Annotated in this window: 14 protein-coding genes; 8 read left to right on the top strand and 6 right to left on the bottom strand. The window is 73.0% G+C overall.

The window, feature by feature from the left end:
- The first annotated feature begins 56 nt into the window (after positions 1-56).
- Entirely contained in the window at positions 57-2,153 is a 2,097-nt protein-coding gene (locus QBL25_RS17765) for a CDP-glycerol glycerophosphotransferase family protein (RefSeq protein WP_409058012.1), read from the top strand.
- On the opposite strand, the gene QBL25_RS17760 is transcribed toward QBL25_RS17765, so the two are convergent.
- Together QBL25_RS17760 and QBL25_RS17755 are read right to left on the bottom strand one after the other, a co-directional pair.
- On the bottom strand, positions 2,138-4,957 hold the full coding sequence (locus tag QBL25_RS17760) for a stealth conserved region 3 domain-containing protein (RefSeq protein WP_409058011.1): 2,820 nt from the start codon (positions 4,955-4,957) through the stop codon (positions 2,138-2,140). The genes QBL25_RS17765 and QBL25_RS17760 overlap by 16 nt on opposite strands.
- Complete coding sequence (locus tag QBL25_RS17755; RefSeq protein WP_409058010.1) at positions 4,954-5,895, bottom strand: hypothetical protein; 942 nt, start codon at positions 5,893-5,895, stop codon at positions 4,954-4,956. Before QBL25_RS17755 ends, QBL25_RS17760 begins: the two co-directional genes overlap by 4 nt.
- A gap of 132 nt (positions 5,896-6,027) precedes the next feature.
- On the opposite strand from QBL25_RS17755, the gene QBL25_RS17750 reads away from it, so the two are divergent.
- The 7 genes from QBL25_RS17750 (at position 6,028) to QBL25_RS17720 (ending at position 18,291) form a co-directional block, all read left to right on the top strand.
- Positions 6,028-7,761, top strand: coding sequence for a hypothetical protein (locus QBL25_RS17750; protein ID WP_409058009.1), 1,734 nt, complete (start codon positions 6,028-6,030; stop codon positions 7,759-7,761).
- Entirely contained in the window at positions 7,758-8,930 is a 1,173-nt protein-coding gene (locus QBL25_RS17745) for an acyltransferase family protein (protein ID WP_409058008.1), read from the top strand. The genes QBL25_RS17750 and QBL25_RS17745 overlap by 4 nt, the downstream gene beginning before the upstream one ends.
- A 69-nt stretch (positions 8,931-8,999) precedes the next feature.
- Complete coding sequence (locus tag QBL25_RS17740; RefSeq protein WP_409062689.1) at positions 9,000-9,740, top strand: methyltransferase domain-containing protein; 741 nt, start codon at positions 9,000-9,002, stop codon at positions 9,738-9,740.
- A gap of 56 nt (positions 9,741-9,796) precedes the next feature.
- Positions 9,797-10,633: a TylF/MycF/NovP-related O-methyltransferase gene (locus QBL25_RS17735; RefSeq protein ID WP_409058007.1), complete on the top strand. Its 837-nt coding sequence runs from the start codon at positions 9,797-9,799 to the stop codon at positions 10,631-10,633.
- A 187-nt stretch (positions 10,634-10,820) separates the two neighbouring features.
- On the top strand, positions 10,821-14,315 hold the full coding sequence (locus QBL25_RS17730; RefSeq protein WP_409058006.1) for a CDP-glycerol glycerophosphotransferase family protein: 3,495 nt from the start codon (positions 10,821-10,823) through the stop codon (positions 14,313-14,315).
- A gap of 2 nt (positions 14,316-14,317) precedes the next feature.
- Positions 14,318-17,116, top strand: a complete 2,799-nt coding sequence (locus QBL25_RS17725) for a CDP-glycerol glycerophosphotransferase family protein (protein WP_409062688.1) — start codon at positions 14,318-14,320, stop codon at positions 17,114-17,116.
- The gene (locus QBL25_RS17720) at positions 17,113-18,291 is read left to right on the top strand and encodes a glycosyltransferase (RefSeq protein WP_409058005.1); all 1,179 of its coding nucleotides are present in this window, start codon (positions 17,113-17,115) and stop codon (positions 18,289-18,291) included. Before QBL25_RS17725 ends, QBL25_RS17720 begins: the two co-directional genes overlap by 4 nt.
- Before the next feature lie 55 nt (positions 18,292-18,346).
- On the opposite strand, the gene QBL25_RS17715 is transcribed toward QBL25_RS17720, so the two are convergent.
- The 4 genes from QBL25_RS17715 to QBL25_RS17700 all read right to left on the bottom strand — a co-directional run bounded on the left by QBL25_RS17715 (position 18,347) and on the right by QBL25_RS17700 (position 23,992).
- The gene (locus QBL25_RS17715) at positions 18,347-19,291 is read right to left on the bottom strand and encodes a class I SAM-dependent methyltransferase (RefSeq protein ID WP_409058004.1); all 945 of its coding nucleotides are present in this window, start codon (positions 19,289-19,291) and stop codon (positions 18,347-18,349) included.
- A 79-nt stretch (positions 19,292-19,370) separates the two neighbouring features.
- Positions 19,371-21,620: a CDP-glycerol glycerophosphotransferase family protein gene (locus tag QBL25_RS17710; protein WP_409058003.1), complete on the bottom strand. Its 2,250-nt coding sequence runs from the start codon at positions 21,618-21,620 to the stop codon at positions 19,371-19,373.
- A gap of 213 nt (positions 21,621-21,833) precedes the next feature.
- A complete protein-coding gene (locus tag QBL25_RS17705; RefSeq protein WP_409058002.1) occupies positions 21,834-22,715 on the bottom strand; it encodes a carbohydrate ABC transporter permease in 882 nt (293 codons plus the stop codon).
- Entirely contained in the window at positions 22,712-23,992 is a 1,281-nt protein-coding gene (locus tag QBL25_RS17700) for a carbohydrate ABC transporter permease (protein ID WP_409062687.1), read from the bottom strand. Before QBL25_RS17700 ends, QBL25_RS17705 begins: the two co-directional genes overlap by 4 nt.
- Between the last annotated feature and the right edge of the window lie 39 nt (positions 23,993-24,031).

The following is a 24,031-nucleotide window of genomic DNA, read 5'->3' as shown; positions in this document are numbered from 1 at the left end:
AATGAGTGATGCGCGGTCTTCGACAGGCCGTGTCCGGCTGACTACCGTCGGTGTCCATGACGCGCTTCTCGGTTGTCGTCCCCGCCCACCGCGTCCAGGGCTACCTGCGGGAGTGCCTGGACTCCGTGCTCGACCAGACCTTCGACGATCTCCAGCTGATCGTCGTGGACGACGCGTCCCCGGACGCGTCCGCCGCGATCGCCGCGGAGTGTGCGGAGCGCGACCCGCGCGTGCAACTCGTGCGGGTCCCGGCCCACGCGGGCGCGGGACCCGCACGCAACATCGGCGCCGACCACGCCACCGGCGCCTACCTCCTCTTCCTCGACGGCGACGACCTGCTCCTGCCCGGCGCCCTGGAGGCGATCGCCGGGGCCCTGGACGAGGCCGCGGACCCGGACGTCCTGCTCTTCGGCCACGACCGCGTCGACTGGTGGGAGAACGTCCGCGCGGGCGGCGACCACCTGGCCGGAGATCCGCTGGGCGTCACCGTCGCCGCCTGGAACCGCGTCTTCGCACGCGACTTCTGGCACGAGCGGCGCCTGGCGTTCAGCGACGGGCCCTACGAGGACGTGGTGCCGGTGCGGCGCGCGACCCTGGCCGAAGGGGCCCGCACCGCCGTGCTCGACACGGCCTGCGTCCGCTGGCGCGAGCGGCGCGGCGGCAGCTTCGCCACGACCCCGGGCCGCGACCACTTCGCCCTCATCGGGCGGTACGAGGAACTCCTCGCCGCCGCCGACCCCGCCGACCGCGCCCGCCTCGTCCCGCACGCGGCGGCGCATCTGCTCGCCGTGCTCGACGACGCCGGACGCGTCACGCCGGGCGACCGCCGGGACTTCTTCCGCGGCGCGGCCCGCCTCTACCGCACCTACGGCCCGGCGGACGCCGCCGCGAACCCCGGCGAACGCGCCCTGGCCACCGCCTCGTACGCCGCCTACGAGACGCACCGCAAGAACCGCTCCCGCAAGAACGGCGTCGCGCGCAGGCTCAAGGAACGGAAGAAGAAGCTGCGCGCCCGCGCCATGCGCCTGGCCTACCGCACCGACCTGCGCCGCCCCCTCGACCCCCACCTCGCGGTCTACGGCGCCTACTGGAACCGCGGGATCTCCTGCAACCCGGCCGCCATCCACGCCAAGGCCCGCGAACTCGCCCCGCACGTCCGGGGCGTGTGGGTGGTCTCCGGCCGCAACAGGCACCGGGTGCCCGACGGCGTGGAGTACGTCGTCGAGGGCTCGCGGCGCTACTGGCAGGCGATGGCCAGGGCGACCTACCTGATCAACAACTCCAGCTTCCCCGGCGGCTTCACCAAGCGCCCCGGCCAGGTCTACCTCCAGACCCACCACGGCACCCCGCTCAAGAAGATGGGCCTCGACCAGCGCCGCTACCCCGCGGGCACGCACGGCATCAGCTTCCAGAAGATCCTCGACCACACCGACCAGTGGGACTTCAGCCTCTCCGCGAACCCGCACTCCACGGAGGTCTGGGAGCGGGTCTACCCCTCGACGGCCTACCAGGCCCTGGAGGCCGGCTACCCGCGAAACGACGTCTACTTCACGGCCGGGGACGAGGACGTCGCCCGCGTCCGCGCGGAGCTGGGCATCGCGGACGGCCGGACGGTCCTGCTCTACGCGCCCACCCACCGCGACTACCAGAAGGGCTTCCTGCCCCGCCTGGACCTGGAGCGCTTCGTGCGCGTCCTCGGGCCCGCGTACACCGTGCTGGTGCGCGCCCACTACTTCTACGGCGCCGACGCGGGCCTGCGCGCCCACCCGCAGCTCGTCGACGTCACCGGGCACCCGCGCGTGGAGGACCTCTGCCTGGCCTCCGACGCCCTCGTCACGGACTACTCGTCGCTGATGTTCGACTACGCCTGCCTGGACCGCCCGATCGTGACGTACGCCCCCGACTGGCAGGCCTATCGCCTGGCCCGCGGGACGTACTTCGACCTGCTCTCCGGGCGGCCCGGCGAGACGCCCGGAGCGGTGGCCACCACCGAGGACGAACTCGCCGCGCTCTTCCGGGACGGCCGGTGGGACACGGCCGGGACGGCCCAGCTGCGCAAGGCCTTCCGGGCGCGGTTCTGCCCCTACGACGACGGGCGCGCCGCCGAGCGGGTCGTGCGGCGGCTCTTCCTGGCCGGTCAGCCCCGCTCATAGGGCGAGCGGACCGGGAAGTACGCCGTCAGGAACGCGCGGATGGCCAGCGCCATCTCCTCCTCGGACAGCTCGCTGTCGGGGGACTCGCCGATGCAGAAGGCCGTCTTGTTGCGGCCTTGGAGCAGCTGGCCGAGCCGCGCGTGGTCGGCGCGGCTGCCGATGTCCACGAAGTCGTAGGAGATGCCCGCAGGCACCGCGCGGCCGGTGAGGTACGCGTAGTGGTGGTGCAGCGACGACACCAGGGCGAGGTCGCCCTGGGAGCGGAAGCGGCTGCGCGCGGTCGCCCCGAGCTCCTCGGGGAACCGCTCGGTGAGTTCCGCCAGGACGCTGCGGTGCAGGGCGTAGGGCGCGTGGAAGAAGCTGTGCGTCGTCGTCCTGCCGAACTCCCGCCGCAGCAGCTCCCGGTTGTTCTTCGCGGCCGCCAGATAGCCCTCGTCGTCCGGGGAGACGGGCAGCGCGGGCACGGACGCCGACGACCAGAAGAAGCGGGCGGTCCCGGAGCTGAGGAAGAACGTCTCCGGGGTCGTGGGGCGGCCCAGGAACATGTCGTCGTTCAGATAGAGGAAGTGCTCCGACAGGCCCTCGATGCGGTGCAGCTGGCTCTCGATGGAGTGCGAGTTGAAGGTGGGGAGCGCGGCGTCCGGGTCGGCGAAGAGGTCCTGGTGGTCGACCACCGTGATCCCCGGGTGGTCCTCGTTCAGCCAGGACGGCCGCTGGCCCGCCGTGACGAGGTAGACGTGCCGGATCCAGGGCGCGTACATCGCCAGGGAGCGCAGCGAGTAGCGCAGTTCGTCGCGGTTGCGGAAGCGGACGGCGCCGTGGTCCGGCGACGATCCGTCGTCGGGGCCGCCGAGCGCCGCCGCGCGGCGGGCGCGCCACTCGGGGTCGGAGTCGTCGACCCAGGTGTAGACCGCGTCGACGGGGAAGTCCACGTCACCGATGAGCACCTGGGAGAAGACGTCGAGCGTGGGGTAGGTGCGGTCGGCGACCCTGAGCGTGGCGGTGGGCGTCAGGGAGGGCAGCTCGGACCCGGCCAGCGTGGTGCCGAAGGGGGCGCGCCGGAACTCGCCGTCCTCCTTGCGCGGCCAGAACGCCACCGTGCAGGCCTGCTGGACGCCGTGCCGCAGGGAGAGCGTCGTCGTGGTCACCGGCTTGAAGAGCTTGATGCCCGCGACCTCTCCGATGCCGTCGAGCCGCTCGGCGAGCACGACTCCGGGGGCCGCGTCCCGGGGGCGGATCAGCTCGGCGTAGACGGGCTGGCCGTGCAGGGACTCCGAGAGCGCCTTGAGCGCCCCGTCGCGTTCGTCGTCGGCCACGGCGAGCATGTGCGTGGTGCCGGACGTGCGGACCAGGACGTAGGGGATGTCCTCCGACTCCAGGGCAGTGGCCGCGATCTCCAGGTTCCAGTCGGTCATGTCGGGCGCGAGGACGTCGTCCCGGCGCTCGGCGAGCCGGCCCACCGAGCGGATGAGCAGCCCGCTGGTGTCGGCGGCGGCGATCTCGTCCTCGCGGGCCCGCTCTTCGGTGGAGGGCGCGGCGTCCAGGGTGTACGGCGTGGTCGGGCGGAAACCGCTGCCGCCGGAGGCGACGCCGAGCGCCACCCGGTCCGCGCGGTCGTCCAGGCGCTCGGGGGCCTCGCGCCGCGCCACGAGCCGGGAGTACAACTCCTGCCAGCGGGCCGTGACGTCGGCGGAGGAGAAGCGGGCGTAGACGCCTTCGCGCGCGGCGTGGGCGTAGCCGCGCCTGGTCTCCGGGTCGCCCATCAGCTCGCTCATGGCGGCGGCCAGTTCACGGACGTCGCCCGGCGGCACCAGCAGTCCGTCGACGCGGTGCCTGACGATCTCGGCGGGCCCGGTGAGCACGTCGTACGCGACGACCGGCACCCCCGCGGCGAGCGCTTCGAGCAGCACCAGCGGGAACGCCTCGTTGTGCCCGGCCGTCATCAGCGTGAGGCCCGCCTTGGCCCATTCGGCGGCCATGTCCTGGCAGGGGCCGAGGAGTTCGACGCGGTCCTGGAGGCCGAAGCCGTCGACCAGGCGGCGCAGGTGCTGCTCGCGGTGGCCGCCGCCGAAGATCCGCAGGGTCCAGTCCGGATAGGCGTCGGCGACCTCGGCGAAGGCCCGCACGGCGTGGTCGACGCGCTTCTCGCCGGTGAGGCGCGCGGCCATGACGATGACCTTGCTCTCGCCGTCGGCGCGGGGCCGGAAGCCGTCCGGCACGGCGTTCGGGATGACCTCCAGCTCGGGCGCGGTGGCGCCCAGGGACTCCGCGATCCAGTCACGGGTGCGTTCGGTGAGCGTGACCAGGGCGTCCAGGCGCGGCGCGTGCAGCAGCAGGGGTTCGCCGGAGGGACCGCGGCGCTGGGTGGGGCGGTGCTCCTGGTGCACGGTGACGACCCTGGCGGGCACGAGCCCGACGGCGGCGGCCATCAGGGCGGGCGTCGTGGTGACCAGGACGTCGGTGTCCAGGGTGGTCAGCGCGGCCGTCATCTCGATGTCGGAGAGGCGGTCGAAGGCGGACTCCCAGGCGGGCTTGATCAGTTCGCTGGGCAGCGAGGCCAGGGTGCGGCGCGCCGCCTCGTCCAGGCGCGAGCCGCGCACCGGGCGCTCGGGGGAGGCCGTGCGGTCGACGAGATAGCGGACGGGGAGGCTGCGGGCCTCGGGGAAGAAGGGCTCGGGGCGGGTCCGGAAGACGGAGATGACCTCGACGTCGTGCCGGTCGGCGAGGTGCTGCGCCTGGGTGTAGGTGGCCAGCTCGGTGCCGCCCATCTCGTCGCCCCAGCCGAGCAGGTACGTGATCTTCATGAGGTCTCCTTCGAGATGTCCCAGCACGTCAGGGCGAAGCCGCCGGCCTTGGTGAAGTGGGCGTGGGCGCGCACGAGCGCGCCGCCCGGCAGGGCGAAGACGCGGAAGGGTGTCGGGCAGGCCGCCGCCGGATCGCGTACGTCGGAGAGCCAGCGCCCCAGGGGGAGCGGTGCCGAGCCGCCGGGGGCGTCCGCCTCCACGTGGAAGTCCCACACCCACTGCCCGGGGCTCGCCCCGGCCATCTCGCCGATGGGCAGCCGGAAGCTGAACTCGGCGCCCTCCCACACCGCCCCGACGGGCACGGTCACCCCGTCCCGCCGCCGCACGGCCTGCGCCCGCCAGCGCCGCGACGCGCCCGCCCTGACGAGCCGGCCGTGCACGACGATGCCGTCACCGCCGGGCTCGAACCGCACCAGCTCGGCACGGGGTCCGGTCCGGGTCACCTGGAGCACGGCGCGCCCGCTGCGGCACCGGACCACCCGGATGAGCGTGCCGGTCCGCGGGTCGGGGGCATGCAGCACGGTCGGCGTGGGCGGCAGTTCGGCGTCCCCGTCGATGCCCAGGCCGCGCCGCCGGACCCGCCCGCGGCCGTCGGCGGTGACGACCGTGAGCCGCCAGACGCCCTCGGCGAGACCCCGCAGGGTGGCGGTCCCGGCGAGCAGCAGGCCGCCGTGGGCGTGTCGTTCGGGCCGGAGCGGGACGCGGACCCTGCGGTGGCCGCGCGAGACGACCAGCTGGGCGCCCTCGGTCCGCTCGTCGGGGAGGGCGGCGACGGCGACGTTGAGCGTCCTGCTGTCCCGGATCGACAGGTGCACGGGTGCCAGGAGGCTGTGCGCACCGCCGCCGGTCCGGCCCGCCGCGGCGCGTTCCGCGCGGAAGCGGGTGGTCCGTGCGGTGGCGACGAGCCGCCGTACCGCGGGCGGCGGGGCCGGGGTCATGGCGTGAACCCAATGTGGTGCATTGGACCACTTTGACCGCACTCGGCCCCGGCGGAGGGTGTGGCCGCGTGCGGGTCACTCGCCTGGCGGATGTGCGGTGACTTGAGGTGATTTGTGTAAGTTATTCCCTTAATGATCAGTCCCCTCGCGCAGTTCCAGCGCCGCACGGAACCCTCCGCACCACCGGCCGAAGCCCCCGCTCCGGTCCGCGGGCCTGCCGCCGCCGCCCTCCGCCGCTGGGCCGACCCGGCGGCCGTGGCCGTCACGACCCTCCTCGTCGCCTGGCGTGCGAGCGCCCTCGGCCAGTGGATCGTCGACGACGCGGCCATCACCTTCGCCTACGCCCGCAGCATCGACGAGGGCCTCGGCCCCGTGCAGCAGCCGGGCGCGGGCCCCGTCGAGGGCTACTCCAACCCGGCCTGGCTCGCCCTGCTCCTCGTCGGCCGCAGGCTCGGCCTGTTCGACCACGGCGCGCTGCTCGGCGTCAGCGACCTGGTGCTCTACCCCAAGGCCCTCGCGCTGCTCTGCACGGCGGGTGTCCTCGCCTGCGTGGCCGCGGCGGCACGGGCGGTCCTGCCGGGCCGGGCCTGGGCCGTGACCCTGCTGACCGGCGCCGTCCTCGCCGCCAACCTGTCGTACGTGGCATGGTCCTTCTCGGGCCTGGAGAACCCGCTGTACGCGCTGACCGCCGCCGCGACCGGCGCGCTGCTGGTACGGGCAGCCGTGCGCGGCACCCTGCTGCGGCCCGCCGTCGCCGCGGGCGCGGGCGCCCTCGCGCTGCTCGCCGCGCTGACCCGCCCGGACGGCGCGGTGCTCGCCGCGGCCTATCCGCTGGCCGCCCTGCTGTTCCTGCGCCGGGCCGCCCTGGCGCGGACCGCGCGTGCGGTGGCGCTGAGCTGCGGCACGTTCGCGCTGCCGTACGCGGCGTTCCTGCTGTGGCGGCACGCGGTCTTCGGCCGCTGGGTCCCCAACACGGCGGTGGCCAAGGCGCAGAAGCCCCCGCGGCTCGGCCAACTGGCCTCCGCCGGTGAGCTGCTCACGTACGGCGGCTGGGCCCTCGCCCTGACCGGCGCCGCCTGCGCCGGTCTCGCGCTCGCCCGCCCCGGACCGGCCCGCAGGGCCCTGGCCGCGCTGCTCGTCCCGCTGGCCCTGACCCTCCTCGCGTACGGCGTGCTCGGCCGTGACTGGATGGCGCTGTACCGTTTCGCCACCCCGGTGTGGGTCCTCGCCGCCACGGCCCTCGCCCTCGCCGTCGTCACCGTCTGGGGCACCGAACGCCCGCGCGCGCGGGTCCTGTTGGGCTGCGTGCTCGCGGGCGCCCTGCTCCTGTCGGTCACCGGCCAGGCAGCGCGGGACCGCGGGTTCTTCCGGCGCCCGACGCTGTCCATGTGCTTCGTGGCCGAGCGCTACGGCCACACCTTCAACGCGTACGCCGGTTATCTCGGTCTGCGCGACGCCACCGTCGCCCTGCCCGACCTCGGCGGCACCCTGCTGACCTCAAGGCTGCGCGTCGTCGACCTCGCGGGCCTGACCGACCGCCGGGTGGCCGACGCCTACGCGGCCGGGGACACGGCCGCCCTGCGCGCCTACGTCCTGGACGACGTGCGCCCCGAGTTGCTCCACGTCCACGCGGCCTGGACCGGCCGCACGGGCCTGACCGCGCCCCGCCTCGCCGCCGCTGGCTACGTCCCGCTGCACCCCGAGGGCGACGGCGGCGACTACGTCCGGGCGGACGCGGTCCGCGATCCCGCCCGGATCGCCGCGCTGCGCGAGCGCGTGGGTCCCACCCTGGACGCCATGACCGCCGAGATGCGCCCGGCGGGCTGCGGTCCCGCCCTGCGCCCGGGAGAAGGAGCCTTCGCATGACGACCGCTCTGCCCAGGCAGGCCCGGCCCCTTCCCGGACCGGACGCCGCCGCCGCCCCCGTCTCCCGGGTCGACTCGCTCACCGGGATGCGCTTCCTCGCCGCCTTCGCGGTGTTCGTGCACCACTTCACCGGGGTCAGCGACCACGGCGGCGTCGCCCACGCCCCGCTGCTCTTCCCCTACTCGATCATCGGCGCGACCGGCGTCGACTTCTTCTTCGTGCTCTCCGGTTTCCTGCTCACCTGGGGACACCGCCCCGGCACCCGCGCCCGCCTCTTCTACTGGCGCCGGTTCGGCCGCATCTGGCCCGCCCACCTGGTCGCGACCATCCCCTGCATCTGGGTGTTCTACCTCTGGGGCGGGGTGCCGACGGACGCCGTCAGCTTCGTCGCCTCGCTGTTCCTGGTGCAGACGTGGTTCCCCGGGGTCACCCCGATGTTCCCCGGCAACGGCGTCGCCTGGACCCTCAGCGTCGAGGTCTTCTTCTACCTCCTGTTCCCGTACGCCGTCCGGGGCGCCCTGCGGATGCGCGCCCGCACCCTGGTCGCGCTCTCCGTCGGCGGCCTCGTGGCGATGTGGGCGCTCAACTGGTGGACCGCCACCCACCTTTCCCCCTTCGCCAGCGAGTGGGTCATGCGCCACCCGCTGACCCGGCTGCCGGAGTTCGGCGTCGGCATGGCCTGCGCCCTGGCCCTGCGCCGCGGGCACCGGCTCCGCCTCGACCCGCCGGTGCTGTTCGCCTGCTTCGTCGGGTACGTCGTCATCCACAGCAACCGCCTGACCCTGTTCGGGCCGTACGCGGCCGGCCAGCTCACCTGGGCCCTCAGGTCCGTCGCGGCCCTCTTCGCCGTCCTCTTCATCGCGGCCTACGTCCAGCGCGAGCTCGCCGGACACCGCGGCTGGGTCTGCTCGCGCCCGATGGTGCTGCTCGGGCTCTGGTCGTACGCCTTCTATCTGCTGCACCAGACCCTCAACCGGCTGATCATCGACACCTGGGGCCGCCCGCACCCCTCCGACTACGCGGTGTTCACGCTCCTGGGCGTGGCGGTCGTGGTGACCGCGGCCTCCTGGGCGCTGTTCACGTTCGTCGAGGAACCGGCGCGCAAGTGGTGCGCCCGCCGCACTCCGCACGGATGGCGGGGCACGGACGCGGCGAGGAAGACGCCTTGATGGCGCGGCTCTTCCTGCCGATACACCTCGAACGCGATTGACCCGCAGAAGATCCCTTTGGAGGAGAACGTGCACCAGTCCGCGTATGAACAGATGGAACTGTGTGTGGAGCAGTACATGCCCCGTGGCGGGCGCCACCGGGTCGTCGACCTCGGGGCCCGGGTCTCCGACGGGCAGACCCGCACCCACAAGGCCCTGCTCGAAGGGCGGGACACGGAGTACGTGGGCGTCGACGTCCTCGACGGCCGCAACGTCGACGCGGTGATGACCAAGCCGTACCGCATCCCCGTGAAGTCCCGCAGCGCCGACTTCGTCATCTCCGGGCAGGCCTTCGAGCACATCCCCTTCTTCTGGGCGACGATGCTGGACATCGCGCGCGTCCTGAAGCCGGGAGGCACCGCCTTCGTGACGGCCCCCTCGCGCGGTCACGTGCACGACGCGCAGGACTGCTGGCGCTACTACCCCGACGGGTTCCGCGCCCTGGCCGCGTACACCCGGCTCGAACTGCGCGAGGCCTACACGGACTTCCCGCCCATGAAGGGCATCCGCCACGCCTACGGGAGCATCGACGCCAAGCACGCCTACTGGGGTGACTCCGTCGGCGTGTTCCGGCGGCCCGCGAACTACCCGGGCCTGACGATGGCCTTCGTGCGCGGCACGACCAACTGGTGGGCGAACAGGATCGGCGGGGTCGACGGTGTCCCGCTGCCGAAGCCCGTCGAGGGGCGCGCCGACTGCGGCCGGCCGAAGGTGGTGGCACCACGCGAGACCGACGATCAGTCCGTTTCGGCCGCAAGTGACATCAGATGAAACTAAGTTGACGAAATGTGGCATCTCGGCGGCGTTTGCGCGTACTGTCCGCTCCCATGGCATGGCGACGCGCTGTGAATGGCGCACTGAAGCAACTGACCGGATACCAGCTGACGCGCAAGCCCCTGCCGGCCCAGCGCGTGGCGGCGGCCCCCGCGCCGAAGCCCGCACCCGCACCCGCCCCCGCACCGAAGCCGAAGCCCAAGGCCAAGACCCTGAGCCTGCCCGCCGACTACGACGACGAGGCGAAGGAGATCATCCGGGCGGTGAAGCCGTTCACGATGACCTCCCCCGAACGGCTGAACGCCTTCATCCTGGCGACCCGGCACGTCGTCCGGCACGGCATCCCGGGCGACATCGTCGAGTGCGGGGTGTGGCGCGGCGGTTCGATGCAGGCCTGCGCCAAGGCCCTGCTCGCCGCCGGTGACACCGAGCGCGACCTGTACCTCTTCGACACGTACGAGGGCATGACCCCGCCCACCGAGGAGGACCTGCGTCTCGACGGCAAGTCCGCCGAGGAACTGCTCAAGGTGCAGGGCAAGGACCGCCCGATCTGGGCGGTCGCCTCCCTCGACGACGTCAAGGCGGGCTTCGAGAAGGTGCCCTACCCCAAGGAGCGCGTGCACTACGTCCGGGGCAAGGTCGAGGACACCGTCCCCCGGCAGGCGCCCGAGCAGATCTCCGTCCTGCGCCTCGACACCGACTGGTACGCCTCGACCAAGCACGAACTGGAGCACCTGTACGGGCGCCTGGTCAGCGGCGGCGTCCTGCTCATCGACGACTACGGCTACTGGCAGGGGTCCCGGCAGGCCGTCGACGAGTTCATGGACAAGACCGGCGAGCGGCTGCTGCTCCTGCGCATGGACGAGGGCCGTATCGCGGTGAAGCCCTGACCGGCGCACGCACCTGACGGGGCCCGGTGCCCGGCGGCCGACAGCCGCCGGGTTCCGGGCTCGTCGGCGTGATCACCCGAATGGCTCTGGGCGGGTGACCCGGACGGGCGGTCGTTGTTAACCGGGTGGCCCCCAGCAGGACGCGCAGCCGTGCCCGTCAGTTCTCCGGAAGGAATGTGCGCAGCGCATGACACCCCGACTCGCCATCGTCGTACCCATCTACAACGTCGAGGAGTTCCTCGGTCCTTGCCTCAGCTCACTGGCCGAGCAGACCATGCCGGACCTCGAAGTCGTCATGGTCAACGACGGCTCCACCGACGGGAGCCCGCGCATCGCGCGCGAGTTCGCCGCGGGGGACGCCAGATTCCGGCTGGTCGAGCAGGAGAACGCGGGGCTCGGGGCGGCCCGGAACGCGGGGGCGCGTGAGGCGCGGGGCACCTGTCTGGCGTTCGTGGACAGCGACGACGTGGTGCCGAAGGACGCGTACGAGCGGATGCTGGCGGCCCTGGATGCCTCCGGCTCCGACTTCGTCACCGGCAACGTCCACCGGCTGCGGGCGGGCGGCAGGAGCGAGCAGTCGCCGATGTTCCGCAAGGCGATGGAGTCGGACCGCGCCGGCACGCACGTCACCCGCGACTGGGACCTGCTCGCCGACCGCATCACCTGCAACAAGGTCTTCCGCAGGGACTTCTGGGACCGGCACGCGTTCGCCTTCCCGGAGGGCGTCCTGTTCGAGGACATCTCCGTCACCATCCCCGCCCACTTCCTGGCCACGGCCGTCGACGTCCTGAAGGAACCCACCTACCTCTGGCGGGACCGGGACGGCTCCATCAGCAAGCGCCGGGCCAACCCCCGGGCCATCCGCGACCGCACCGCCGCCGTCCTCGCGGCCGGCGGTTTCCTGGCGGCGCAGGCCGCCGGGACGGCGGGCACGCCGCAGGCCGACGTCTACGCCGACGCCAAGCGGCGCTACGACACGTCGGTGCTCGCCGGGGACCTGTGGATGTTCATGGAGGCCCTCCCGCAGGGCGACGCCGCCTATCACGACGCCTTCATGGAGCAGGCCAACGCCTTCCTCGCCACCGTCGACCCCGCGGTCGTCGCCGCGCTGCCGCTCGCCCTGCGCGTGCGCTGGCAGCTCATCCGCCAGCGCCGCGTCACCGACCTGCTGGCCTTCATGACGTACGAGAAGTCCCACCCCGAGGCCTTCCGGGTCCGCGGGCTGCGCCGCCGCCGGGCCGACTTCCCCGGGATCGGCGAACTGCCGCGCGAGACGGTCGCCCTGAAACGTTCCGACCTGCCGCTCACCGCGCAGCTCACGCACATCGCCTGGGACGAGCGGGGCAGGCTCCGGCTCAAGGGCTACGCCTACATCCCGAACCTGCCCGCCGGGCGGCTCGGGGCGCGCGCCAGGGTCGCCTGGCTGCGGGCCGGACGGCGGCGCGTGCTGCCGCTGAAGCTGCGCACCGTCCGCGCGCGCGAGGCGACCTACCGCTCCAAGCAGGGCCTGCACAGCTACGACCGGTCGGGCTTCGAGACGGTCATCGACCCCCGCAGGACCGTCACCAAGGCCCGGAGCACCACCTGGAAGGTCGAGATGGGCGCGGTCAGCGGACTCCTGCCGCGCACCGGGCCGGTCAGGACGGGCAGCGCCCCGCGGCTTCCCGTGCGGTACCTGGAGGAGTTCCTGCGGGCGGCCGTCACCGTCAGCAAGGGGCGGCTGAGGGTGCGCACGGAGCGGGTCGCGGCGCGGCTCGTCACGCACGAGGGGTGCGGCGGGGTCATCCGGCTGCACGGCCGCGTCGCGCCGGGGGAGTCGCAGGCCGTCGACGCCGTACGGGTGGAGAACTGGCACACCAAGGAGGCGCACCTCTTCCCGGCCCTGGTCAACGGCCGCGACTTCAGCGCGGACGTACCTCTCGGCCTCTTCCACGCCGGTGAGAACGCACGCACCGGGGCGCCGCACAAGGCCGACCCCTGGGGCGTCTCGCTGGTCCGCGACGGCGGTACCCGCACCCCGCTCGCCGTCTGCCCCGACGTGGCTCCGGGACGGTACGCGCTGCTGCCCGGACGCGAACTCCTCGTCCTCGCCAACGCGTCGGGGAACCTGGAGCTGCGCGACCAGACCGTGCGCCCGCTCGCCGACGGCGTGACCTGGGACGACGAACTGCGCATCGAGGGCAGCCACCCCGACGCCGCGGCCCGCTCCGGGGAACTGGTCCTCGTGCACGGCGGCCACGGCGAGGAGATCACGGCCCCGGTGCGGATCGGGGGCGGCCGGTTCGCCGCGACCCTGCGCCCCGAAGCCCTGCCGGGCCCCGGCGGCACCCTGCCGCTCTCCGAAGGCCGCTGGAACCTCTTCCTGCGCGCGCCCGGCGAGAGCGACCCCGAGCGGTACACCCCCGTGTGCGTGGCCCCCGGCAAAGCCCGTGACCTGCCACTGCTGCGCACCCGGGCGGGCCGCGAGCTCAGCCTGAAGCGCCACGCCCACGACGGCCTGCACCTGCGCTCCGGCTCCGCGCTGCCCCTGTCCGACCGGGGCGGCCCACGCCAGCGCCGGCTGCGCGAGGTGTACGCGGCCCGGCGCGGGGAGCCGCTGCGGGACGCCGTGCTGTACTCCAGCTTCGACGGACGCCAGTACTCGGACTCGCCGCGCGCCGTGCACGAGGAACTGGTCCGCGCGGGCGCCGACGTGGAACACCTGTGGGTGGTGCGCGACCAGCAGGTGAGCCTGCCCGAGAGCGCCGCGCCGATCGCCCTGTGGAGCGCCGAGTGGTACGAGGCGCTCGCCCGCTGCCGCTACGTCGTCACCAACACCCAGCTGCCCGCCTGGTTCGAGCGCGCCGAAGGCCAGTACGTCGTACAGACCTGGCACGGCACCCCGCTCAAGCGCATCGGACGCGACCTCGCGGGCCACGCCTCGGGAGACCGCGCCTACATGGCGACACTGCCCGGCCGCGCCGACCAGTGGAGCCTGCTGGTCTCCCCGAACCGCTTCTCCACACCCGTCCTGCGCGGAGCCTTCGGCTACACCGGCGAGGTCCTGGAGCGCGGCTACCCGCGCAACGACCTGCTGCACGCCCCTGACCGCGCCAAGGTCGCCGCCTCCGTGCGCGAACGGCTCGGCATCCCCGAGGACAAGCGCGTCGTCCTGTACGCCCCCACCTGGCGCGAGAACCAGCCCAAGCAGTCCGGGCGCTACGCCCTCGACCTCCCGCTGGACCTCGCGGCCGCCGAACGTGCCGTCGGCGCCGACACGGTGCTCCTGGTCCGCAGGCACTACCTCGTCGGCGGCAGCGTCCCCGGCTCCGACTTCGTGCGCGACGTCACGCGCCACCCCGACGTCAGCGAACTGCTCCTGATCAGCGACGTCCTGGTGACGGACTACTCGTCCCTGATGTTCGACTTCGCGCAGACCGGGCGCCCGATGCTCTTCCACACCCACGACCTCGACCACTACCGCGACACCCTGCGGGGCTTCTACTTCGACTTCGAGGCCAAGGCGCCGGGCCCGCTGCTCGCCACCGGCGACGAGGTCATCGCCGCGCTGCGCGACCCCCGGGCGGCCACCGCACCGTACGCCGACGCCTACGACCGATTCCGCGAGGCCTTCTGCGATCTGGACGACGGCCGCGCGGCCGCCGGAGTCGTGGACGCCATGCTCGAAGGAGGCCGTGCGTGAGCATGCCGGAACTGCACGACGTCAGCTGTGTCGTGGTCGCCCGCTCGGACGCCGAGGCGCTCCAAGAGTCGGTGCGGTCCGTGCTCGGCCAGACGATGGGCAACGTCGAGGCGGTCCTCGTCGACCCCGGGACGGACGGCCCCGTCCGCGACGCGGCGCGGGCGCTCGCCGCCGACCAGCCGCACCGGGTGCGCCTGGTCCGCGCGCAGAGCCCGCCGTCCGTGGCGGCCGCGCGGAACCTCGGTCTCGACGCGGCACGCGGGCGGTACGTCCTCGTGCTCGACGAGGGTGAACTCCTGGAGCGGCACGCCTGCCGGAACCTCTTCGAGGCGGCGCGCTCCTCCGGGGCCGACCTGGTGGCGGGCCGCTGGACACGGCTCACCGGCAACGGCAAGAAGGAGCGCGGCCCCGCCTGGCAGGCCTCCCTGCACGCCAGGACCCGGGGGGTGGACAACGTCGCCGACGCCCCCGAACTCGTCACCCGGGACTCCCTGACCGCGGGCTTCTGCGTCCGCCGGGAGTTCATCGACGCCGCGCGCCTGCGGTACGCGCAGGACCTCGACCACAGTGAGGTCCTCTTCGGCGTCGAAGCCGCCCTCGCGGCCCGCGGCATCACCCTCGTGCCGAACCTGATCACCACCCGCCGCGCGGCGCCCGACCCCGCCCGGCAGGCCTCCGCGCTCGCCGTCGCCCACGACCGCGTCGCCGGCCTCCTCGTCGGCCTGGGCCGCCTCGACCTGGGCGACCGGCGCGAGCGCGCCTTCCTCACCGACCACGTCCTGCCCTGCGCCCGTACGTTCCCGCAGCTCACCGCCGAGGAGCGGCGCCGGGCCACGGCCGGACTCGCCCCGCACCTCGAAGGCCGCGCCGACGCGCGCGCCCTGGACGCGCTCACCCCCGTGGAGCGGGTGTGCGTGCGCCTGCTCGCGGAGGGCGACGCGGACGGCGTGCTCGGCGCCGCGTACGCCCTCGCCCGGCCGGGGACGGTCGTCTCGGAGCTGACGGAGCGCGACGGCACGGTCCACTGGCGCGCGGACGGACTCGACGACCCGCGCGTACGGGACCTGCTCGACGTCACCGAACTCGGCCACCAGTACCAGCGGCCGGGCGAGCTGCGCCTGCTGAACCGCCTCACCGCGTGCGTGGTCGACGGCGGCAAGGCCGTCCTCGAAGGGCGCCTCGTGCTGCCCGGCGCCCTGCTCCCCGACCGGCCGCCGCTCACCGCCCTGCTCGACGTACGGGCCCGGAACGCGCGGCGGCGCGGCTTCCGCGTCCCCGTGGAGGAGGTGCACTACGACGGGAACGCGGTCGTGTGGCGGGCCACCGTCGGCCTCACCGCCGGGCTGCGGGACCTCGGCGTCCGCGACCGCTCCTGGGAGCCGCGGCTGCACCTGCGCGCGGGCGACCAGGACCTGCACGGCGAACTCGTCGCCGAACCGGAGACCGTCAAGGCGGCCCCGGGCGTCGACGTCACCGCGGCGAACAAGCTGACGCTGCGGTTGACCCCCCGCGGCCGCGCCGCGGGCACCCTGCGGGCGGCCCTGCACTACGTCACCCACTTCCGCCCAGCCCGCAAGCTGCGGCTGAGGCTGCGCGCCCTGCGCAAGAGGTGGGACCGGCTCGGCGGCAAGGTGGCCAAGCAGCGCGTCTACCGGCGGGCGCTGATCCGGCTGCCCGTCCGCAAGGGCTCGGTGGTCTTCGAGAGCCACATGGGCCGGTGCTACGGCGACAGCCCGCGCGCCATCCACCAGGAGATCCTCGACCGCGGGCTGCGCCTCGACTGCACCTGGGCGTACGCCGACACCACCGACGGGTTCCCCGCCACGGCCGCCCTGGTGCGCCGCTGGTCCTGGCGCTATCTGTGGGCCCTTGCCCGCGCCGAGTATTGGATCGACAACCAGGGCTTCCCGCACGGGCTGACCAAGCCGCGCCACACCACGTACCTCCAGACCTGGCACGGATCCGCCTACAAGCGCATGGGCTTCGACGAGGCGCGCGTCAAGACGCAGAACGCCCCGCAGCGCGAGTGGCTCCGGCGGGCCGTCGACCGCTTCGACCACTTCCTGGTCCGCTCCGAGCACGACGTGGACACCCTGGCCCGCGCCTACGGCATCCCCGACGAGCGGCTGCTGCGCTGCGGCTACCCCCGCAACGACCGCCTGGTCGCCGCCCGCGCGGCCGACGAGGCATCGGGCCGCTTCCCGCGCCCCGCGGCGGCCGCCGCCCTCGGCATCCCCGACCACAAGACGGTGGTGCTCTACGCGCCGACGTTCCGCGGTCTGCCCAAGAACAAGGCGGTACGGCTGCCCCTGGACGTCCGCGCGTTCGCGGACCGCTTCGGGGACACCCACGTCCTGCTGGTGCGCGCCCACTACATGGAGTCGGCGAGCCTCCCGGTGTGCCCGCCCGGGACGGTCGTCGACGTCTCGGCCCACCACGACGTGAGCGAGCTGCTCTGCCTCGCCGACGTCCTGGTCACCGACTACTCGTCGATCATGTTCGACTTCGCGCTCCTCGACCGGCCGCTGGTGCACTTCGCCCCCGACCTCGACGCCTACCTCGCCGAGCGGGGCAGCTATTTCGACCTGCGGAAGGACGCGGGCGGGCCCGTCGTGCAGACGGAGGAGGAGCTGCTGCGCGTGCTCGGCTCGCTGAAGCAGACCGACGGCGCCTGGGCCGAGGCCCGGCGGGCGTTCGCCGACCGGTTCGGCGCGTACGACCGGGGGCGGGCCGCGGCCGAGGCGGTGGACGCGCTCTTCGGGGAGCGGTCCGGGAACACGGAGAAGAGGACCGGCGCATGACCACGGCTACCAGGGCGATGGCCACGACCACCACCAAGAGCCGCGACATCTTCCTCGTCGCGAACACCGTCGACGAACTCGGCGGCGTCACCGCCTGGACCCACCAGATGGCCCGGCTCTTCCGGGCCAGCGGCCACCGGGTGCACGTCATCGGCGTCCACGAGGCCGAGCTGAAACTGGGGCTTCCCGACGACGTCGGCTACCCCGTGACCAGCCTCTACCGCGAGCATCCGCGGACCCCGCGCCCGGCGCGGGGCCTCGGCCGCCTCAACGTGGCGGCGCGGTACCGCGAGTCGGCGCGGATCGCCGCCAAACGGCGTGCCGTGGACCGGCTCTCGCAGATCTTCCGCGCCGCACGGCCCGGCGCCGTCGCCATCGTCACGCAGGTCTGGTCGATGGAGTGGATCAGGGAGGCGGACACCGCGGGCCTGCGCATCATCGGCATGAGCCACGAGTCGTACGCCTACACCCGCGCCTGTCACCGCTACCGCGCGGTCAAGCGCAGTTACCCTGCCGTGGACCGCTGGCTGGCGCTCACGCAGGAGGACGCCGACGACTGGATCGCCGACGGCATGCACAACGTCGGCGCGATGCCCAACGCCCTGGCCCACCTCCCCGATGTGCCCTCGCCGCGCCGGGAGAAGGTGGTGTGCAGCATCGGCAGGCTCGCCGACCAGAAGGGCGTCGACATGCTCGTCGACACCTGGGCGCTCGTGGCCCCGCAGCGCCCCGACTGGACCCTGCGGATCTACGGCGCCGGAGCGGACGAGGCCGACCTCAAGCGGCAGTGCACGCGCCTGGGCCTCGACGGTTCGGTGCAGTGGCGTGGCCGCACCGGCGACGTGCCCGGAGTGCTCGCCGAGAGCTCCCTGTTCGTGCAGTCCTCGCGCGGCGAGGGCTTCCCGCTGGCCCTGATGGAGGCCATGGCCAGCGCGGTGCCGTGCGCGGCCTTCGACTGCGCGCCGGGCGTGCGGGAACTGGTGCGCCACGGCGAGGACGGGCTGCTCGCCCCCGCCGGTGACATCGAGGCGCTGGCCGACCGGCTCCTGCGCCTGACCGGCAACCCGCGGCTGCGGGACGCCATGGGGGAGCGGGCGCGCAGGAACGTGCAGCGGTTCTCCGAGGAGCGGGTCCTGGCCCGCTGGGAAGAGCTGTTCGAGCTGCTGGAGCGCTAGCGCGGCTCCCCGCGCCCCGCCCGGGGCGCGGGGAGGCGTACGGGGCGGGCCGCCGTCAGGACCGGCCCGAGCGCGCGAGCAGCGACGACAGCAGACCCCTGGCCCGGCTTCCGGCTCCGGCTCCGGCTCCGGCTCCGGCGCCTGCTCCGGGAGCCGGGGCCGCCTCGTCCCGCCGGTCGAGGGCGGGCCCGTCCGCGTGCCGCGAGACCGGCTGCTCCGGCGACTTCGCCTTCTTCCCGCTGATGCGGATCATCGGGTGGCCCGCGACCTCCTCGGCGCCGTGCCACATGTCGTCGCGCCCCTTCAGGAACGCGGCGAGGTCGGCGTGGACCGCGTCGTAACGCCCCCACGTCCCGTAGAACTTGGTGGCCGTGATGCACAGCGGTTTGAGCCCCGTGCTCGCCACCGCGCCCCAGGTCGCGGCGGCCACGCCCGGACAGTGCTCGGCCCGGAAGTCGTCGAGCACGACGATCCCGTCCGGCCCCAGGACCTGCCGGGCGGCGGCGATGTCCGCGTGGACGTGCTCGTACAGATGCGAGGCGTCGATGTGCACGAAGCGGCAGCTGTCCGCCGTCACGTGGGAGGTGATCCCGGAGGACGGCTCCTGGACGATCTGCGGCAGACCGTCGTGGAACGAGCCGTAGTTGGCCTCGAAGGCGCGGCGCGTCAGCGTGGCGTACGAGCGGCCCATCTCGGCGGAGTTCGCCGCGTCGGGGGCGGGCGAGTCGAAGAGGTCGCAGACCGTGAAGGTCTCGTCCGCCCGCAGGTAGGCGCCCATGAAGATGGTGCTCTTGCCCAGATACGCGCCGAGTTCCAGCAGGTCGCCCCGCTGCTCCCGCTCGCGCTGGCGGCTCAGGATCCAGTCGAAGAGCACCTGGTCGACGGGGTGGAACCAGCCCTTCACGTCGGCGAGCCCGCGCGGCCTGGGGAGCGTTCCGCCGTCGTGGCCCGCCTCCTGTCCGGTGGCGTTCGAGGGTGTGCTGGGGGAAGCGTTCTGCATGTCTGATCCCGGGGATGGGGGGAGGCGGGCAGGTCGGGCGGCGCGCCCGACGCGCGGTGCCGACAGGGCACGTGCGCGGCTAGAGGCGCGGTGAGGGCCGGAAGACGTCGGCCCGCGGCAGCGGCTCGTCGGCCACCCCCGCGGCCGGCGCCGGGTGCCGGTCCGCCAGTGGCGCCACAGACGGTAGACCCCCGGTCTCGCCGAGCACCACATGCCTCACAACCCGTTCAGCGGCCCGCCCGTCGTCGTACACGCAGAAGCGGTCTCGGAAGGCGGCGCGCAGCTGCGCCGAGCGCGAGCCGCGCCAGTGGCCGGTGACGAAGATGTCGGTGAGCTCGTCCTCGCTGCGGGCGACGGCGCCCGGCGGGAACTCGCGCACGTCGAAGTAGGTGCCGCGAGCCGCCTCGTACGCCTCCCAGTCGGTGGCGTGCAGGACGACGGGGCGGTCGAGGTTGGCGTAGTCGAACATCAGCGACGAGTAGTCCGTGACCAGCGCGTCGGAGGCCAGGCACAGGGACTCGACGCTGGGGTGGTCGGACACGTCGATCAGCCGCTCCGAGGAGGCGGCGAGGGGCTGCCCGTACGAGTGGTGGGCGCGGGTCAGGACGACGAAGCGCGGGCCCAGGTTGTGCAGCATCCGCCGCAGGTCGAGGGAGCGCAGCTGCGTGTGGCGGTAGTCGCGGTGGGTGGGCGCGTAGAGGATCGCGACGGCGCCCCGGGGGATGCCGAGGGACTCGCGCAGCCGGGCCACGTCGGCGGAGCTCGCCCGCTGGTAGACGTCGTTGCGCGGATAGCCGTACTCGAGGGTGGTGAAGGAGGCGGGGAAGACGCGCTCCCAGACCAGCGTGGAGTGCCGGTTCGCCGACAGGACGTAGTCCCACTTGTCGGCGTTGCGCAGGAGGGCGGCGAAGTCCATGCCCCGCGCGGCGGCCGGCCGGTCCTGGAGGTCGAGGCCCATCAGCTTCAGGGGGGTGCCGTGCTGGGTCTGGATCATGACCTGGCCGCGGCGCTTGACGAGCCTGCGGTCGAAGTTGACGTTGTTCACGAGGTACTTGGAGCGCGCGAGGGCGCTCCAGTACGCGGCCGTGCCGGGGCGCAGCCTGCGGGTCGCCGTCGGCAGGGTGTGGTGGTGGACCGGGTCGGCGATCCACGCGGTGCGCACGTGCGGGGCGTGCTCGCGCATCGCGGCCTCCAGGGCGCCGGGGTTGCAGCCGTAGCCGCGTCCCCAGTACGAGGAGAAGACCGCCCGGTCGGCGCGCAGCGGCAGGCGCAACTGGACGCGGTAGTGCAGTTGCAGCGCGGCCCCCTTGGTGCGGCGCTGCACGGTCGCCGCGTACCGCGCGGCCCGCGATCTGACCCGCAGCGCCGTCCACAGGGTCCGGTAGGTGCGGTGGGTGCCCAGGCGCACCAGACCGTGCCGCACCCGGGTGCGGGCGCGGGGGCGGGCGCCGGGGACGCGGTAGCGGCGGTAGTGGGAGCGGGCCTTGCGCAGGAACGCGGCGCGGCTGCCGCGCGGGAGGCGGTCGCGCTTGGTGAAGACCGTCGAGAGGTGGTCGACCATCCGCCGGAAGAGGATGGGCCGCCAGGCGGCCGAGAGGTCCGGGTGCCGGTCGAGGAAGGCGAAGACCCGCTCGTACTGGTCGAAGATCTCGAAGTGCCTGCGGGTCGTGGTGCGCAGGATGCTGCCCCGGCGGCGCTGGAGGTAGTGCACGCAGACCCGGTCGAGGGTGGCGATCGCCTCGGCCCTCATCAGGACCGGATAGGTCCAGGGCGTGTCCTCGTAGAGGCCCGGCGGGAAGGTGAAGGCCTCGCGCTCGATGAAGTCGCGGCGGTAGGCCTTGTTCCAGGCGACCATCAGGAGGCGCAGCAGGCCGGGCCGCTCGCTCAGCCGGAAGGGCACGTCGCCGTCTTCCCTCAGGAGCCCCGAGAACTGGTTGCGCACGGCCTCGCCCGACCAGAACACGCGCGCGTAGTCGTAGATCAGGACGTCCGGCTCGTCCGTCTCCTTGAGGCGGTCGGAGATCGCGTGCAGGGAGTCCGGGGTGAGGGTGTCGTCGCTGTCCAGGAAGATCAGGTAGTCGCCCCGCGCGTGCTCCATGCCCGCGTTGCGGGCTCGGCCGAGGCCCACGTTCTCCTTGAGGTGGACGGCCCGCACGCGGGTGTCACGGGCCGCGCACTCGTCGATCAGGGCGCCGCACGCGTCGGGGGAGGCATCGTCGACCACGATCAGCTCAAGATCCGTGAACGACTGTTCGAGGACGGATGCGAGGCATGCGTGCAGATAGGCCTGCACCTTGTACACGGGCACGATGACACTGAACCGGGGCAAGGCACATCCATGGGTCGGCGGGGGCATACTGCCCGCAAACGCCCGGCCCTCCGGTCGGGTTACGCCGTATGCGGCATACGGGGGATGGACGCGAAGGGGGGCGGGAGTACGGCGGCCCGGCACCCGGACCACCACGCTCCCGCCCCTGCTCCCGCGCCCGCCTCGAACGCGTGAGCCCGTGCTGTTCGTGCTGTTCGTGCTGTTCGTGCTCGCCTACTTCACCGCGCCCGCCATCACGCCGGACACGAACTGCCGCTGGAACGCGAAGAACACCGCGAGCGGGATCACCATCGAGATGAACGCGCCCGGCGCCAGGATCTGCACGTTGTCGCCGAACGACCGCACCTGCTGCTGGAGCGCGACCGTGATCGGCGGGCTCTCGGAGTCCGCGAAGATCAGCGCGATCAGCATGTCGTTCCAGACCCAGAGGAACTGGAAGATGCCGAGCGAGGCGATCGCGGGCGCGCCGAGCGGCATCACCACCCGGAAGAAGAGACGCAGTTCACCGGCTCCGTCCAGGCGTGCCGCCTCCAGGAGTTCGCGGGGGATCTCCGCGAAGAAGTTCCGCAGCAGGAAGATCGCGAACGGCAGCCCGAAGGCCACGTGGAAGACGACCACGCCCACCGTCGTCTCGAAGATGCCGATCGCGCCGAAGATCTCCGAGACCGGGAGCAGCGCCACCTGCACCGGCACGACGAGCAGCCCGACGACCCCGAGGAACCACCAGTCGCGGCCCGGGAACTCCATCCACGCGAAGGCGTACCCGGCGAGGGAACCGATGATCACGACGAGCAGCGTCGCGGGCACGGTGATCATGATGCTGGACAGGATCGAGTCGGTGATCGTCTTGTCCTTGAGGAGCTCGGTGTAGTTGTCCAGCGTCATCTGCGACGGCGTGGAGAAGACCTTCCACCAGCCGCTCTCCGCCATGTCGGCCGGAGTGCGCAGCGAACCGAGCAGCAGCCCGAGCGTGGGCACCAGCCAGAACAGCGCCACGATCACGAGGAAGACCCGTACGGCGCTGCCGCTCAGGACGGCGGCGATCCGGCTGCCGAGGGACTGCTTAGCCTTCACCACTTCGACCTGGGCGGTCATCGCCGGGCCTCCCGCCGCAGTCGCCGGATGTTGAAGAGCATCACCGGGATCACGAGGAGGAAGAGCAGCACGGCGATCGCGCTCGCCACGCCCGAATCCTCGTCGAGAAACGCGGAGTTGTAGAGCTGGAGCGCCAGGACGTTCGCGTCGTCCTTCGAGGAGTTCGGCGCGATGATGAAGATCAGGTCGAAGATCTTCAGTACGTTGATCATGAGCGTGACCGCCACCACCGCGAGGACCGGCGCCAGGATCGGCACCGTGACCCTGCGGAACACCTGCCACTCGTTGGCGCCGTCCACCCGGGCGGCCTCCAGGAGTTCACGCGGCACGCTGGCCAGCCCCGCCGCGATCAGGACCATCGCGAAGCCCACCCAGATCCACAGGTACGAGCCGATCACCGCGGGCGTGATGAGGGAGGGGCCCAGCCAGTCCACGCCGTTGTACGGCTCGCGGAAGTTGGACGCCGGGAAGCGCAGCTGCGCCCCGTCCGCCTCCTTGGGGAGCGCGAAGGTGCCGTCGTCCGCGGCCTCGGTCGAGGCCACCACCTTGCCGTCCTTGACGGCCTCGATCTTGATCCCGGGATAGCCGAACTCGGCCTTGTCCGGGGCGTTGACCTCACCCCTGCCCTTGCCGCGCGTGAAGTCCTGCCAGGCCGTGCCGGTGACCTGGTCCGGGTCGGGCTTCGCGGCCGCCGCCGACGCGGCGCCGTCCGGCATGGCGTCCGGCGCGACACCCGTCAGCGGCAGGACCACCGGAGTGCCCGCCCTGACCGGCTCGCGGGTGATGAACGCGCCCCCGGAGGCCGACTTCAGGGGCGACCGCGTACTGGGATGCGCCTGCGGGAAGGCGGACGACTCGGCGAACGTGTCGTGCACCCCCACCATGACCGCGTTGGCCACGCCCCGGTCGGGGTCCGACTCGTACACGAGCCGGAAGATGATGCCGGCCGCGAGCATCGAGATCGCCATCGGCATGAAGATGACCAGCTTGAACGCCGTGCCCCAGCGGATCCGCTCGGTGAGCACGGCGAAGATCAGGCCGAGACCGGTCGCGACCGTCGGGGCGACCACCACCCAGATCGCGTTGTTCTTGATCGCGGTCAGGATGGTGTCGTCCGTGAAGAGCGTCTTGTAGTTGCCGAACGCCGTGAAGTCGCCCGACTTGTCGAAGAAGCTGCGGAAGAGCGAGTACCCGATGGGGTACAGGACGAGCGCGCCGAGCAGCACCAGAGCGGGGGCCAGGAACAGCACCGCCACGCCCTTGCGCGTACCCGTCACGCTCTTGCGCGGTCGGGGGGCCGGGGGCAGCGCCGCCTT

This window comes from Streptomyces sp. SYP-A7185, from assembly GCF_046103685.1.
Lineage (GTDB): Bacteria > Actinomycetota > Actinomycetes > Streptomycetales > Streptomycetaceae > Streptomyces.
The sequence above is the reverse complement of the archived record's forward strand: the minus strand, read 5'-3'. Positions and strand labels throughout refer to the sequence as shown.

Bases quoted from the DNA above. Each gene is read 5' to 3' on its own strand.
- QBL25_RS17720 (WP_409058005.1), top strand. From the start codon at position 17,113: ATGACCACGGCTACCAGGGCGATGGCCACGACCACCACCAAGAGCCGC.
- QBL25_RS17735 (WP_409058007.1), top strand. From the start codon at position 9,797: ATGGCATGGCGACGCGCTGTGAATGGCGCACTGAAGCAACTGACCGGA.
- QBL25_RS17715 (WP_409058004.1), bottom strand. From the start codon at position 19,291: ATGCAGAACGCTTCCCCCAGCACACCCTCGAACGCCACCGGACAGGAG.
- QBL25_RS17725 (WP_409062688.1), top strand. From the start codon at position 14,318: ATGCCGGAACTGCACGACGTCAGCTGTGTCGTGGTCGCCCGCTCGGAC.
- QBL25_RS17730 (WP_409058006.1), top strand. From the start codon at position 10,821: ATGACACCCCGACTCGCCATCGTCGTACCCATCTACAACGTCGAGGAG.
- QBL25_RS17750 (WP_409058009.1), top strand. From the start codon at position 6,028: ATGATCAGTCCCCTCGCGCAGTTCCAGCGCCGCACGGAACCCTCCGCA.
- QBL25_RS17755 (WP_409058010.1), bottom strand. From the start codon at position 5,895: ATGACCCCGGCCCCGCCGCCCGCGGTACGGCGGCTCGTCGCCACCGCA.
- QBL25_RS17760 (WP_409058011.1), bottom strand. From the start codon at position 4,957: ATGAAGATCACGTACCTGCTCGGCTGGGGCGACGAGATGGGCGGCACC.
- QBL25_RS17745 (WP_409058008.1), top strand. From the start codon at position 7,758: ATGACGACCGCTCTGCCCAGGCAGGCCCGGCCCCTTCCCGGACCGGAC.
- QBL25_RS17705 (WP_409058002.1), bottom strand. From the start codon at position 22,715: ATGACCGCCCAGGTCGAAGTGGTGAAGGCTAAGCAGTCCCTCGGCAGC.
- QBL25_RS17765 (WP_409058012.1), top strand. From the start codon at position 57: ATGACGCGCTTCTCGGTTGTCGTCCCCGCCCACCGCGTCCAGGGCTAC.